The sequence below is a fragment of the Pseudomonas sp. MF6751 genome (genome assembly GCF_016613265.1).
GTDB classification, from domain to species: Bacteria; Pseudomonadota; Gammaproteobacteria; order Pseudomonadales; family Pseudomonadaceae; genus Aquipseudomonas; species Aquipseudomonas fluorescens_BV.
The window spans coordinates 126,859-140,831 of sequence record NZ_JAENSV010000015.1 but is presented as its reverse complement, the minus strand read 5'-3'; the positions used below and the strand labels follow the sequence as shown (position 1 = coordinate 140,831).

Below are 13,973 nucleotides of genomic sequence, written 5' to 3'. Positions count from 1 at the left end.
CAACTCAAGCCCTGGTCATCATCGCCCGCAAGTTAGCGCGTATCGCCTTTTCGCTCATGAAAAACCAGAGCGAGTACCAATCAAAAGCGGGTTTAGGGGCTTCCCCCCAACCATAGAATCTCCCACAGTTGAATGGGTTAGCAAAACAAAGTTGTTACAGGCCCACCACATCCTCCGCCTGCAAGCCCTTCTCGCCCGTCACCACGGCGTACTCCACCTGCTGGCCTTCGGCCAACGAACGGTGGCCTTCACCGCGAATGGCGCGGTAGTGCACAAACACATCCTTGCCATCCTCACGCTGGATAAAGCCGTAGCCCTTTGCATCGTTGAACCACTTCACATTCCCGGTTTCGCGCGTTGACATCTGTTCACTCCCACTGGTTTTTTATTGTTGAGTCGCTCGCATTGAACTGCCGAGTATAAGACAGGCTCAAAAACCATCAACTCAACTTTACATCGCTGCTTTTTTGCCGATTTTCGGCGAATACGGCACACTACCCGCCCGAGCGCCTGCTCGGTTTTTTCCACTTGAAGCAGCTCGCCTATGACCCGCTCCCCGTTCCGCCGTCTGGTGTTTGGCACCTTGCGCCGACTGTTGTACCTCTGGGTTCGCTCAGAGACGATCAACCAGTCGTCCCTAACCCTCAACCTGGACCGCAGCCGGCCGGTTTTCTACGTCCTGCAATCCCCCTCCCTCACCGAGTTGGCGGTGGTCGATGCCGAGTGCACCAAGGCTGGCCTGCCACGTCCGGTGCTGCCGGTGTCGGTGGGGCCGTTGATGGAGCCTGCGGCGTTCTTCTACCTCACGCCGGATCCGGATTGGCTCGGCCGCCAGGACAAGCGCGGTGCGCCGCCCACCCTGACGCGCCTGGTCAACACCCTCACCGAACACGCCGAAGAGAATGCACAAATCATTCCGGTCAGTGTGTTCTGGGGCCAATCCCCCGAAAGCGAGTCCAGCCCGTGGAAGCTGTTGTTCGCCGACAGCTGGGCGGTCACCGGGCGTCTACGCCGGTTGTTGAGCATCCTGATCCTGGGGCGCAAGACTCGCGTGCAATTCTCCGCGCCTATCAACCTGCGTGAATTGATCGAGCACAATAAAGGCCACGAACGCACCGTACGCATGGCCCAGCGCATCCTGCGTGTGCACTTGCGTAACCTGAAGACGGCAGTGATCGGCCCCGACCTGTCCCACCGGCGTAATCTGGTCAAGGGCCTGGTCAATATGCCGCTGGTACGCCAAGCCATTGCGGATGAAGCCGAACGCGAAAAGATCGCCCCGGAAAAAGCCAAGGCCCTGGCCCTGCGCTATGGCAACGAGATTGCCTCGGATTACACCTACACCGCGATCCGCTTCCTGGAAGTGGTATTGAGCTGGTTCTGGAACAAGATCTACGACGGTATCAAGGTCAATAACATCGAGGGCGTGCAAAAGGTGGCCCAAGGCTACGAGGTGATCTACGTGCCTTGCCACCGCAGCCACATCGACTATCTGCTGCTGTCCTACCTGCTGTTCAAGAACGGCCTGACCCCGCCGCACATCGCCGCCGGCATCAACCTCAACATGCCGGTGATCGGCAGCCTGCTGCGCCGTGGCGGTGCGTTTTTCATGCGCCGCACCTTCAAGGGCAACCCTTTGTACACCTCGGTGTTCAACGAATACCTGCACACCCTGTTTACCAAGGGTTTCCCGGTGGAATACTTCGTCGAAGGCGGCCGCTCGCGCACCGGGCGCATGCTGCAACCGAAAACCGGCATGCTGGCGATCACCTTGCGCAGCTTCCTGCGTTCCTCGCGCATGCCCATCGTGTTCGTGCCGGTGTATATCGGCTATGAGCGCGTGCTCGAAGGCCGCACTTACCTGGGCGAACTGCGTGGCGCGAGCAAGAAGAAAGAGTCGATCTTCGATATTTTCAAAGTGGTCGGCGCGCTCAAGCAGCGCTTCGGCCAAGTGGCGGTCAACTTCGGTGAGCCGATCAAGCTGGCGGAGTTCCTCGACGCCGAGCAACCGGACTGGCGCGCCCAGGAACTGGGGCCGAACTACAAACCGGCCTGGCTCAACGAAACCACCAATCGCCTCGGCGAACAGGTGGCGCGCCACTTGAACGAAGCCGCTGCGGTGAACCCGGTGAACCTGGTGGCGCTGGCCCTGCTGTCCACCACCCGCCTGGCCCTGGATGAACAGGCCATGGCCCGCCAGCTGGACCTGTACCTGGCGCTGTTGCGTCGTGTGCCCTACTCGCCCCATACCACTTTGCCGGAGGGCGATGGCCTGGCGCTGATCAAGCACGTCAAGGACATGAACCTGTTGTCCGAACAGAGCGACGCCCTGGGCAAAATCGTTTATCTGGATGAGCAGAATGCCGTCCTGATGACCTACTACCGCAACAATGTGCTGCACATCTTCGCCCTGCCAGCGTTGCTGGCGAGCTTCTTCCAGAGCAGTTCGCGCATGACCCGCGAACAGATCCTGCGCTACACCCATGCGCTCTACCCGTACCTGCAATCGGAGCTGTTTATCCGGTGGTCGCTGGAGGAGTTGGACACCGTGGTCGACCAGTGGCTGGACGCGTTTGTCGAGCAAGGCCTGTTGCGTTTTGAAAACGCCGTGTACCTGCGCCCTGCGCCAAGTTCGCGACAGTTTGTGCTGTTGACGCTGTTGTCCAAGAGCATCGCCCAGACCCTGCAACGTTTCTACATGGCGATCTCGTTACTGCTCAACAGCGGCCAGAACAGCATCAGCGCCGAAGAACTGGAAGACCTGTGTACGATCATGGCCCAACGCCTGTCGATCCTGCACGGCCTCAACGCTCCGGAATTCTTCGACAAGAGTCTTTTCCGACATTTTATCCAGACGTTGCTGGAGCAAGATGTGCTGCGCCGCGATGAAGCCGGCAAGCTGGGCTATCACGACCTGCTCGGCGAACTGGCCGAAGGCGCCGCCAAACGCGTACTGCCGGCGGATATTCGCCTGTCGATCCGCCAGGTTGCCTTGCACCGCGTGGACGGCGCAGCCGAGGCTGCGGCCGAACCGGTTGCCGTCAACCCTGAAGCATAGCGCTAGACTGAATGAGGCGCCGGGCGGATTCCGGCGCCGTTGAAAAGGAGCCGCACCTTGAAAAAACTCATCCTCCTGGGCCTGACCGCCCTGCTCGGAGCCTGCCACTCGATGACCCCAACCCCGAAGGCCAGCCTCGACGGCGAAGTGTTCTACCTGCAACGCATCGCCCTGCCGCCAGCCGCCACCTTGAGCGTCAGCCTGCAGGACGTGTCTCTGATGGACGCCCCGGCCGTGACCCTCGCCGAACAGAAAGGGCCGGTCAAAGGCCAGGTGCCGCTGCCGTTTCACCTGAGCTATGACCCGGCCCAGGTTAAGCCAGGCCACACATACTCGGTCAGCGCTCGCATCGAGCTGGACGGCAAGCTACTGTTTATCACCACGGAGCGGCACACCGTGCAGCTCAACGGCCAGGACCCACAACCGCTGCGCCTGCGCGTGGATGCGGCTGCACACTGATCATTCCCACTTCATAAGGAAGCGCCCATGCTCCGCAAATCTCTTCGCCTCACCGTCCTGTGTGCTGGCTTACTGTTCGGCGCCAACGCCATGGCCCTGGATCTCGGCAGCCTGTCCCAGGGTGACGCCAGCGGCGGCCTCAAGGATGCCTTGACCCAAGGTGCACAGATTGCTGTGAAACAACTCGGGACGCCCGGTGGTTTCAGCAACAACCCGGACGTGAAGATCGGCCTGCCGGGCAAACTCGGCAAAGTCGCCGACAAGTTGAAAATGTTCGGCATGGGTGACCAGGTCACGCAGCTGGAAACCAGCATGAACAAGGCAGCGGAAACCGCCGTGACTCAGGCCCAGCCGATCCTGGTCAACGCTGTGAAGAACATGAGCGTGACCGACGCCAAGGGCATTCTCAGCGGTGGCCAGGACTCCGCCACCCAGTACCTGAACAAAAGCAGCCGTGAAGAGATTCGCGCCAAGTTCCTGCCTATCGTCAAGGCCGCCACCGACAAAGTCGGCGTGGCCCAACAGTACAACGCCCTGGCCGGCAAGGCCGCGGCCTTTGGCGCGGTGGATGCCAAGAGCGCCAACGTTGAGAACTACGTGACCGAGCAGGCCCTGGATGGTTTGTTCAAGATGATTGCGCAGCAGGAAGAAACGATTCGCAAGAATCCAGCGGCTGCGGCTACCAGCTTGGCCAAGAAGGTGTTTGGCGCGCTGTAAAACCTGCCGATCTGCCCTGCCCCCCACAAGCGCCTCGTATTCTCGAGGCGTTTGCGCAAAAAAGAGCCTCAAAGTCAGTAATTTATGGCCGCCTTCATGACAATCGTCAGCTCAACGGTTTTTATGTAGCAACACTTCGCAGGGGGCTCGGGATTGCAATACTCAGCAGGGTTGGGTTTGCACTCCTCAGGAGGCTTGGGCTTGTAATACTCAGGGGGGTTGGTTTCGCAATCCTCAGGAGGCTTGGGTTTGCAATACTCAGGGGGCCTGGGTTTGCATTCCTCAGGAGGCTTGGGTCTGAAACTCTCAAGGGGCTTGGGTTTGCAATACCCAGGGCGCTTGGGCTTACAACGTTCAGGAGGGCTGGGTTTACACTTTTCAGGAGGTTTTGGCCTGCTGGGCGGACGCAGAAAAGCCTTCAAACTAGCTATACACATGGCGAACTCCTTAAATTCATTCCAATCACTACTGTTTCTGCCGACGAGCAAGAGCAGTAGGTACCTGCCAACCAGGTAACATTGAGTGGCAATCAATAAGGAAAGGTTCCTAGCCCCGTGTAGTGAGCTTCCTATCTCTCACATAGGAAAATTGCTCATTCTGCCGCATGCCAACGGTGACGGGGCGCGTACTCTCTACGCCCCGACAACCGAGATGACAGCCTGATTATCCAGCGTCCTTTTTGACGCGAAACCACGCGGCATAAAGCGCCGGGAGAAAGAGCAAGGTCAATGCCGTAGCCACGATCAACCCTCCCATGATCGCCACGGCCATCGGCCCGAAGAACACACTGCGCGACAGCGGAATCATCGCCAGCACCGCCGCCAGTGCCGTCAGAACAATCGGGCGAAAGCGTCGGACCGTAGCTTCGATAATCGCCTGCCAAGGTGCCAGGCCGGCCTTGATGTCTTGCTCGATCTGGTCCACCAAAATCACCGAGTTACGCATGATCATTCCCGACAGCGCGATGGTGCCAAGCATGGCGACGAAGCCGAAGGGTTGGTGGAATACCAGCAGGAACAGGGTCACGCCTATCAGCCCCAACGGTGCGGTGAGAAAGACCATCGCCGTGCGCGAAAAGCTGCGCAGTTGCAGCATCAGCAAGGTCAGCACCACCACGATAAACAGCGGCACGCCGGCCTTCACCGAGTTTTGCCCACGCGCTGAATCTTCAACCGTGCCGCCTACTTCCAGCAGGTAGCCATCCGGCAGTTCGGCACGTACATCGGCGAGCGTCGGCAAGATCTGCTGCACGAGGGTCGCCGGCTGTTCCTTGCCATAGATATCGGCCCGCACAGTCACCGTGGGCAAGCGGTTGCGATGCCAGATGATGCCCTCTTCGAAGCCATATTCGAGGGTGGCAATTTGCGACAGCGCCACGCTTTTACCATTGTCGGTGGGCACGGCAAGGCTCGGCAGGCGCGACAGTTCGCTACGCTCATGCACTGTGCCGCGCAAGAGGATCTCGATCAATTCGTTGTCCTCACGGTACTGGCTGACGCTGGAACCGGTCAGGGAACTCTGCAGGAATTTCGCCAGGTTGGCAGTGCTCACACCGAGGGCGCGGGCACGGTCCTGGTCGATATTCAGGTACACGATTTTGCTCGGTTCTTCCCAGTCCAAGTGCACATTGACCACATGGGTATTTTCGCGAACCTTGGCCGCCACTTTGCGCGCCAGCGCGCGCACCTCTTCGATGTGCTCGCCGGTCACGCGAAACTGCACCGGGTAACCTACGGGCGGGCCGTTCTCCAGCCGTGTGACACGCGAACGCAGGTCGGGAAATTGCTCGTTGAGGGTTTCGATCAGCCAGGTGCGCAGGCTTTCTCGCTCCTCGATGGTGTTAGCCAGCACCACAAACTGGGCGAAGCTGGCAGCGGGCAATTGCTGGTCCAGTGGCAGGTAAAACCGCGGCGAACCGGTGCCCGCGTAGGCGACATAGTTGTTGATGCCGGCATGCTCCTTGAGCAACGCCTCCAGGCGTTTGACCTGTTCGGCGGTGTTGCTGAGGGAAGCGCCCTCGGCCAGTTTCAGGTCAACCATCAACTCCAGGCGACCGGAAGCCGGGAAGAACTGTTGCGGCACGAAGCGGAACAGTGCAACCGAGCCGATAAACAGCAGCAAGGTCAGCACGATCACGGTTTTACGCCGTTGCACGCACCACTCCACCAGACGTCTTACACGCTGATAGAAGGGTGTGCCGTAAGGGTCCGGGCCGTCGGTGCCGTGTTTGGCGGCGTGAATCTTCGCCAGGTCGGGCAGGAGTTTTTCCCCCAGGTACGGCACAAACACCACGGCTGCCACCCAGGAGGCCAGCAGTGCGATGGTCACCACCTGGAAGATCGAGCGGGTGTATTCCCCGGTGCTCGATTGCGCGGTGGCAATTGGCAAGAAGCCCGCCGCCGTGATCAGGGTGCCGGTGAGCATAGGGAACGCGGTACTGGTCCAGGCGAAACTCGCAGCCTTGAGCCGGTCGTAGCCCTGCTCCATTTTGATCGCCATCATTTCCACGGCGATGATCGCGTCATCTACCAACAAGCCCAGGGCCAGGACCAAGGCGCCAAGGGAAATCTTGTGCAGGCCGATGCCCAGGTAATACATGCTGGCAAAGGTCATCGCCAGTACCAGCGGAATCGTCAAGGCAACGACCATGCCGGTGCGCACACCGAGGGAGAAAAAGCTCACCAGCAAAACAATCGCCAACGCTTCAGCCAGTACCTGGACAAACTCGCCGACGCTGGTCTTTACCGCTGCTGGTTGGTCCGACACTTTGCGCAGTTCCATCCCTGCCGGAAGGTTCTTTTGCAGGCGTGCGAATTGCGCTTCAAGGGCCTTGCCCAATACGAGGATGTCGCCACCGTCGCGCATGGCCACGGCCAGGCCGATGGCATCTGCGCCCATGTAGCGCATGCGCGGTGCCGGTGGGTCGTTGAAACCTCGATGGATGTCAGCCACGTCACCGATGCGGAAAGTGCGATCCCCCACGCGTATCGGAAAGTTGCGGATCTCTTCCACCGTCTTGAAGTTGCCAGAAACGCGCAATTGCACGCGCTCGGTAGGGGTTTCAAAGAAGCCGGCGGTGGACACCGCATTTTGTTCCTGCAACGCCTGCTGTACCGCAGCCAAAGGCAAGCCGAGGGTAGCGAGCTTGAGGTTGGACAGCTCGATCCAGATCTTCTCGTCCTGTAAGCCGAGCAACTCGACCTTGCCCACATCCGGGACACGTTGCAGCTGGATCTGGATACGGTCGGCGTAGTCCTTGAGCACGGCGTAGTCGAATCCGTCGCCGGTCAGGGCGTAGATATTGCCGAACGTGGTGCCGAACTCATCGTTGAAAAACGGCCCCTGGATATCCGGCGGCAAGGTGTGGCGGATGTCGCTGATTTTCTTGCGCACCTGATACCACAGCTCGGGAATCTGCGCCGAACGCATCGAATCACGGGCAATAAAGGTGACCTGGGATTCACCGGGGCGGGAGAACGACACGATGCGTTCGTACTCACCGGTCTCCATGAGTTTTTTCTCGATTCGCTCGGTGACCTGGCGCGATACCTCCTGGGCCGTGGCCCCGGGCCAGTTGGTCTTGATCACCATGGCCTTGAAGGTAAAGGGCGGGTCTTCGCTTTGCCCCAGCTTGGTGTAGGACAAGGTGCCAACCACGGCCAGCAGGATCATCAGGAACAGTACGATCTGGCGATTACGCAACGCCCATTCGGAGAGATTGAAACCCATGGGGACTACTCCTTGGCCGCCAGATTAACCACACGGTTGGAGCGATCCACCGGGCGCACTGACTGGCCCTCATGGAGTACATGCACGCCTGCGGCAACCACCCAATCGGTGGCGGCCAACCCTTCCAGTATCGGTACGGTGTTTTCGCCAAAGGCACCAATGCGCACGGGAGTGCGTTCAAGGGTGTTGTCCGGTTGTACGCGCCAGACGTAGGACGCGCCGTTTTCGGCACTCAGGGCAGACAAGGGTACCGACAGCGCAATGACACCGTCGGCCTGGATGAAAACCCGCGCACTTTGGCCCAGTTCGGCGGGCACTTTGCCGCCGGTGAAGGCCACACGCGCGGCGAAAGTGCGGGATTTGGGATCGGCCGCGGGAGACAGCTCACGAATGCGCCCGGCAAAACGTTGCTCTGGCTGGCTCCATAACTCCACCGACACTGGCTGGCCGACCTTGAAGCGGCCAAAGCCCTGTTCAGGCAGGCTGATCGACACTTCACGCTCGCCATCGGTGGCCAGGGTGAACACGGTCTGGCCAGCGGAAACCACTTGCCCCACTTCGACGGCACGCCTGGCGACCACACCGTCCTGAGGCGCACGCAGCACGGCGTAGCCGGCCTGGTTGCTCGACACATCGAACTCGGCCTTGATCTGCTTGAGGCGTGCTTCACCGGCTCGGTAGAGGTTTTCGGAATTGTCGTACTGCGACCGACTGACCATCTGCCGGTCCATCAAGGTCTTGTAGCGATCTCGTTCCGCACGCACCAGGCTGAGATTGGCCTCTGCAGCGGCTACTTGAGCGCGGGTCGCTTCCAGTTGCAGGCGCACGTCCTGGGGGTCGAGTTCGGCCAGCGGCTGGTTGGCCTTGACCCGCTCGCCCTCCTCCACCAGGCGCTTGCTGACTTTACCGCCGATGCGAAAGGCCAGGTCCGGCTCATAACGGGCACGCACCTCACCGGGGTAGCTGTCCATCGCCTGTGCCGAAGGCTGCGGTTGCACCACCATGGCCGGACGTACGGTGGTCTGGGCCGCTTCTTCATGGCCGCACGCGGCCAACAGGAAGACCAGGCTGACAGGCAAAGCAAGGGGCAGGAAAGCGCTGCGCATGCTGAAGGACCTTTCGCAAATAGAGCTTGGAATAATTATACTGGCCGGTATGTTATTAATACCAAACTCACCAGTCCAGTATTAAAGGTGAAAATGTCCGACAATCCTCCGAACACCGCAAGCCCCGGGCGTCCCAAGGACATGGCAAAACGCCAGGCAATCCTCGAATCGGCGAAATCGCTGTTTCTGGACAAGGGTTATGCGAACACCAGCATGGACGCCGTTGCCCTGGCGGCCGGCGTATCGAAGCTCACGGTTTACAGCCACTTCACCGACAAGGAGACGCTGTTCACCGCTGCGGTGGTGGCCAAATGTGAAGAGCAGTTGCCGGTGATGTACTTCGAGCTTCCCGAAGGCATGCCCGTCGAGACGGTGTTGCTCAACATCGCACGCGGCTTTCATCGGCTGATCAACAGCGAGGAGTCGGTAAACCTGCATCGCCTGATGATGACCACCGGCAATCAGGACGTGAAACTCTCCCAGATCTTCTTCAACGCCGGCCCCATGCGCATGCTGCAAGGCATGGAGCGCCTGCTCGGCAAGATTCACCAGGGCGGCGCCCTGAGCATCGACACACCGTTCAAAGCCGCGGAGCACTTCTTTTGTCTGCTCAAGGGCACGGCGAACTTCCGCTTGTTGTATGGCTGCGGCGGACAATTGAGCGCGCAAGAGGCCGAAGAGCATGTGCAGGACGTGGTGAAGTTGTTTATGCGGGCCTATCGCAGCACGGGGCTCGACAGCACTGCATAGGCGGTAGCAACCGACGGTAACCACGATGCGAAGCGAGTCGCTCTTGATCTGCTCTTGATCTGCTCTTGATCTGCTCTTGATCTGCTTTTGATCTGCTTTTGATTTTGATCTTAAGCGCCCCGTCAAACCACGCTGGCCGGAATTCGACAGGGATTTGGGGGGTAAACCGGCAGGGATGCCGGTTTAGCCGCCCCGCGCCATGGATGGCGCGTGGCGGCGGCCCCCCAAATCACTGGCGGATTACGGGCACACCGAGCCTAAGCGAGGTGCCGAGTGGTGGGGCAAGAGCGTTTTGCTTACTTTGCCGCTTTTGCAAAGTGAGCCGCCGTCAGGGCGGAACCCTAAGTGGCCGTTACCGCAGCAATGGATATGTACTCGGTATAACTGCGTCGACTGTCAGGCCGCCATCGCAGGCAAGCCAGCTCCCACATTTGGATTGCGGCGCGCCAGGGAGATAGGCATCGGCTGTCAGGCCGTCATCGCAGGCAAGCCAGCTCCCACATTGGGATTGCGGCGCGCCAGAGAGATAGGCATCGGCTGTCAGGCCGTCTTCGCAGGCAAGCCAGCTCCCACAGTTGGATCTCGCCGCACCTGGGAGATAAGTGCTGCTGTTTGCAGCTTACGGCTTGAGCGCTTTCTTGGGATAAATGTCGTAGCGGCTGGACTTGCCATCCAGCGCATGGCTTGGCTTCGGCCCCTCAATACAAGGTGCCTTGCGCGGCCGCTTGACCACCACCCGATGGCTGGCCAAAGCCAGAGCGGCCGCAAGCAACGCCGGTGCATCCGGGTCATCGCCCACCAGCGGCCGGAACAGGCGCATTTCCTTCTTCACCAGGGCAGTTTTCTCACGGTGTGGAAACATTGGGTCCAGGTAGATCACCTGAGGCGGCTCGCCCTGCCAATTGAGCATCACGTCGATGGAATTGCCCTTGAGCAGCTTCATGCGCGCCACAATCGGCGCCACGTCAAAATCTTCGGCAGCGCGTGCCAGGCCATCTTCGAGCAAGGCGCCGATCAACGGCTGGCGCTCGATCAGGCTCATCTCACACCCGAGGCTGGCCAGCACGAACGCGTCCTTGCCCAAGCCAGCCGTGGCGTCCAGCACTCGCGGGCGCACGCCCTGGGCGATGCCCACCGCCTTGGCGATCATCTGCCCGCTGCCACCACCATACAATCGCCGATGCGCCGCGCCGCCTTCGACAAAGTCGACCCGCACCGGCCCTGGCGCATCAGGCCCAAGCTGTTGCAACTGCAAGCCGTGCTCCCCCACTTGCAGGGAAAAATCCGCATCGGCCACCTGCAGAGGCAACCCCAGCAGCGAAGCCCACTGTTCAGCGCGGGCCTGGAAGCTGTCAGCCAAGGCTTGGACCTGGATGCGGCTGGCCGCTGGTTGTTCGTTCATCAATCGCCACGCTCAAAAATATTAAGGATCGGCAAACAACGGCCGATAAAAATCACAGTCAGGTATTTTGCCAGAGCTGAGCGTCGACCGAGAAAAATGTCAGACATTCTTCCCCTTTCCATCGGTGTACTGCCGACCCACAACCATTACGGCCTGCGCAATACCCAAGCGCTGGCCGGGGTGAGTCATGTGTGGCAGGACTTCTTCGCCCGCGCGTTGGCCGAGCAGCTCGGTGAAACGCCGGACGCGCTCGCCGCCAAGGCGCCCGCCCCGGCAGACCCGGCAGTTGAACCCCGCGAAGGCGCCGACCTGCTGGCGCAGATCCTCACCCAGCGTGAGTGCGATGTGAAAGACACCGAGATCGTGCCGCCTGCGCCGCTCTTCCTGCCGATTGCCGAGTTCGAAACCGAGCTGCTGCCACCGGCCGCGACGCCGTTCCCGGAAGAAGAAGTCATCGCCCAGCAACGCCAACAAGCGTTTGAGAGCGAGTGGGTGCGCCCCATCGTGCTGAACGCCGGCCAACCGCTACCCGAGCCAGGCCCCGCGCCACAACCACGCCCACTGCACCTGCCGATTGCCGAATTCGAGCTGGACCTGCTGCCACCGGCCGCCACGCCGTACCCTGAAGAAGAACTGCTGGCGCAGCAAAAGGCCCTGGATTTCGATTACTACTGGGCACGCCCGCTGGTGACCCACAACCTGCGCCTGGCCGCCTGAACCCTAACGACACACCCACCAACGCCCCATGTCGAGATGGAAATGGTTGCGATGAGCCGCGTTGTAGTCCGGGCTCAACACCACGTTGAAATCGTCACAGGCGCCATCGCGTACCAAACGCAGGAAACGCGCACTGTCGCTCTGCCCCGGCCAATCCTTGAGCACGCTGATGCTGCGCCCATCCGCCAGGCGAAAACCGGCGATATCCAGGGCATTGGCCGAGGCATGCTGGCTGAGTCGACCGTCGGCGCGGTTGTAGATATTACGGCAGGCAAAACTGCCCAAATGCTCGACGCGGCTCACCGCCTGGCCAAATACGGCCTGGGCCGCCGGTTGCAGGCTATGGCGCTCGAACAAGGCGAACGCCACCGCCAGCGGGCAACTGGCGAGAAAGCTGCTGCTCAAGGCCACGTCAGCGCCCTGCACACGCAGAATATTGCGCAAGGGGCACGCCGCATCAGCCGGTGTATCGGCCTGGCGGCTCACGCGCAGACCAGAGGTGTTCAGCACCTGGTCACACAGCGCCGGATCGTCCTGCAAACGACTGAGCTTGTAGCGCGTCAACAGGTTGGGGCTGGCCCGCACATCCAAGGGCGCCCAGGGGTTCCACTCGGCCGGCATCGGCAACCAACCCCGCCAGACAGCCAACGCAAATGCGCCCACCAGCACCAGCAACACACTCAATGTCTTGACCACACCCACGGCTCAACCCTCAAAGTAGCCCGAGCTGCTCCGCCACGGGTTCTCGATGCAAGGCAGGCAGCGGCGGTAGCCCTGGCAGACGCACCATCAGCTTGGCGTGGAAGCGCAGCGCCAGTTGTGCCGCGAGACGATTGTCCGACGTGTGCAGGAACATATAGGGCGTGCGGCCCTCTTCGATCCAACTGGCGATCTTTTCCACCCATGGAATCAGGAACGGGTCATTCGCCTCAAGGTCCGGATGCCCGATGAAGCGCACCTGCGGAAACTGCGTCAGGGCCGCTGGGCGCGGTGGCACCCGGGGCTTTTTGGACTGGGCATGCAGCACCGCTTCCGAGGTAGAGGTACAACTGAACAGGGCACGTGGATCGAGGCAGATGCGCTCGACACCGCGATCGCGCAACAGGCGGTTGAGCATGCGCTCAGCATCACCTTTGGCGAAGAACTGTTCATGACGCACCTCCACGGCCAGCGGCCGATCAATGCCATCGAGAAAACCAGCCAGCTCCGCCAGGCGTGGCGGCGTAAAGCTCTTCGAGAGCTGCAGCCACAGCGGTGAAACGCGCTCACCCAAAGGGCTCATCAAGCCGACAAAACTTTCTGCCGCCGGCAACTGTTCACGCAAATCGCCAGCATGGCTGATATCGCCGGGGAATTTGGCGGTGAAGCGAAAATCATCAGGCATGATTTCGGCCCAGCGCTGTACGGTAGCGGCCGAGGGGCGAGCATAGAAAGTAGTGTTGCCTTCAACGGCGTTGAAGACCTGGGAATAGAGCCCGAGGTAATCGCTGGAACGTGACTCAGCGGGATACAGGTACTCGCGCCAGGCGTTTTCACTCCAGGACGGGCAGCCGATGTAATAAGGCAAACGCATCAGATATGGATATCGAGACCCAGCACTTCCATATCCCATTCGACAAAGCCGGCGGTGGTCAGGTAGCTGGCCAAGGCGGTGGCAACGCTTTTGCTCATGGAACGGGGAAAGACCATGTCTTGCTGACGGGCAGGAACGCCGCTGATGCGTGCGCTCGAGGCGCCTTGAGCTTTGGAAGGCGTATCGGCGTGTACTTCGATGAAGTCCGGTGAATCCTCGACGGACTCGTCTACCGTCACGCTCGCCTTGCGCGGCTTACGCTTGAGGGGGTACGACTGTGAGGAAAAACCGTCTATACGCATACATGCAGACTCGGTATCAATGATGGCAATTTAGCGGCACTTTCCATGGCGCGCAAATGCTCTGGTGATAACTAGAACACATAATTTGTAAAAGGTTTAAAAACCCAGGCAAATTCTGACGATTGGCGAAATTTGCCGCGTAACACCCACATTTTTGGCG

General features: G+C 60.2%; 12 protein-coding genes and 1 pseudogene. 6 read left to right on the top strand and 7 right to left on the bottom strand.

Translation table 11 applies throughout. The features are described from left to right. Positions 1-116 (top strand): annotated as a pseudogene (locus tag JJD66_RS28075) (IS110 family transposase); the annotation flags it as partial. A gap of 38 nt (positions 117-154) precedes the next feature. Here JJD66_RS28075 and JJD66_RS14945 read toward each other — a convergent pair. Continuing rightward, positions 155-364 carry a cold-shock protein gene (locus JJD66_RS14945; RefSeq protein WP_034126819.1) on the bottom strand — a complete coding sequence of 70 codons (210 nt, stop codon included), beginning with the start codon at positions 362-364 and terminating at the stop codon, positions 155-157. Between the two features lie 180 nt (positions 365-544). Here JJD66_RS14945 and plsB point away from each other — a divergent pair, with 180 nt between their 5' ends. The 3 genes from plsB to JJD66_RS14930 are packed head-to-tail and all read left to right on the top strand — an operon-like array spanning position 545 to position 4,234. Next, positions 545-3,058 carry a glycerol-3-phosphate 1-O-acyltransferase PlsB gene (plsB, locus tag JJD66_RS14940; RefSeq protein WP_200648476.1) on the top strand — a complete coding sequence of 838 codons (2,514 nt, stop codon included), beginning with the start codon at positions 545-547 and terminating at the stop codon, positions 3,056-3,058. 57 nt (positions 3,059-3,115) lie between these two features. Continuing rightward, positions 3,116-3,517: a YbaY family lipoprotein gene (locus JJD66_RS14935; protein ID WP_014717218.1), complete on the top strand. Its 402-nt coding sequence runs from the start codon at positions 3,116-3,118 to the stop codon at positions 3,515-3,517. A gap of 27 nt (positions 3,518-3,544) precedes the next feature. Next, entirely contained in the window at positions 3,545-4,234 is a 690-nt protein-coding gene (locus JJD66_RS14930) for a DUF4197 domain-containing protein (RefSeq protein WP_198715948.1), read from the top strand. 663 nt (positions 4,235-4,897) lie between these two features. Here the strand turns inward: JJD66_RS14930 and JJD66_RS14920 are convergent. After that, positions 4,898-7,963: an efflux RND transporter permease subunit gene (locus JJD66_RS14920; protein WP_054897123.1), complete on the bottom strand. Its 3,066-nt coding sequence runs from the start codon at positions 7,961-7,963 to the stop codon at positions 4,898-4,900. Positions 7,964-7,968: 5 nt separating this feature from the next. Beyond that, positions 7,969-9,069 carry an efflux RND transporter periplasmic adaptor subunit gene (locus JJD66_RS14915; RefSeq protein WP_200648475.1) on the bottom strand — a complete coding sequence of 367 codons (1,101 nt, stop codon included), beginning with the start codon at positions 9,067-9,069 and terminating at the stop codon, positions 7,969-7,971. Between the two features lie 93 nt (positions 9,070-9,162). Between JJD66_RS14915 and JJD66_RS14910 the strand changes: the two genes are divergently transcribed. Further along, positions 9,163-9,819, top strand: coding sequence for a TetR/AcrR family transcriptional regulator (locus JJD66_RS14910; protein ID WP_200648474.1), 657 nt, complete (start codon positions 9,163-9,165; stop codon positions 9,817-9,819). Positions 9,820-10,438: 619 nt separating this feature from the next. On the opposite strand, the gene JJD66_RS14905 is transcribed toward JJD66_RS14910, so the two are convergent. Then, entirely contained in the window at positions 10,439-11,221 is a 783-nt protein-coding gene (locus JJD66_RS14905; RefSeq protein ID WP_014717213.1) for a class I SAM-dependent methyltransferase, read from the bottom strand. 96 nt (positions 11,222-11,317) lie between these two features. Between JJD66_RS14905 and JJD66_RS14900 the strand changes: the two genes are divergently transcribed. Next, a complete protein-coding gene (locus JJD66_RS14900; RefSeq protein WP_198716614.1) occupies positions 11,318-11,938 on the top strand; it encodes an energy transducer TonB in 621 nt (206 codons plus the stop codon). A 3-nt stretch (positions 11,939-11,941) separates the two neighbouring features. On the opposite strand, the gene JJD66_RS14895 is transcribed toward JJD66_RS14900, so the two are convergent. Genes JJD66_RS14895 through JJD66_RS14885 form a run of 3 tightly spaced genes read right to left on the bottom strand, consistent with a single transcriptional unit; the run spans position 11,942 to position 13,813 of the window. Next, positions 11,942-12,640: an extensin-like domain-containing protein gene (locus JJD66_RS14895; protein WP_200648473.1), complete on the bottom strand. Its 699-nt coding sequence runs from the start codon at positions 12,638-12,640 to the stop codon at positions 11,942-11,944. Between the two features lie 10 nt (positions 12,641-12,650). Beyond that, complete coding sequence (locus tag JJD66_RS14890; RefSeq protein WP_200648472.1) at positions 12,651-13,511, bottom strand: DUF72 domain-containing protein; 861 nt, start codon at positions 13,509-13,511, stop codon at positions 12,651-12,653. Beyond that, complete coding sequence (locus JJD66_RS14885; RefSeq protein ID WP_089041283.1) at positions 13,511-13,813, bottom strand: hypothetical protein; 303 nt, start codon at positions 13,811-13,813, stop codon at positions 13,511-13,513. The genes JJD66_RS14890 and JJD66_RS14885 overlap by 1 nt, the downstream gene beginning before the upstream one ends. Positions 13,814-13,973 lie beyond the last annotated feature (160 nt).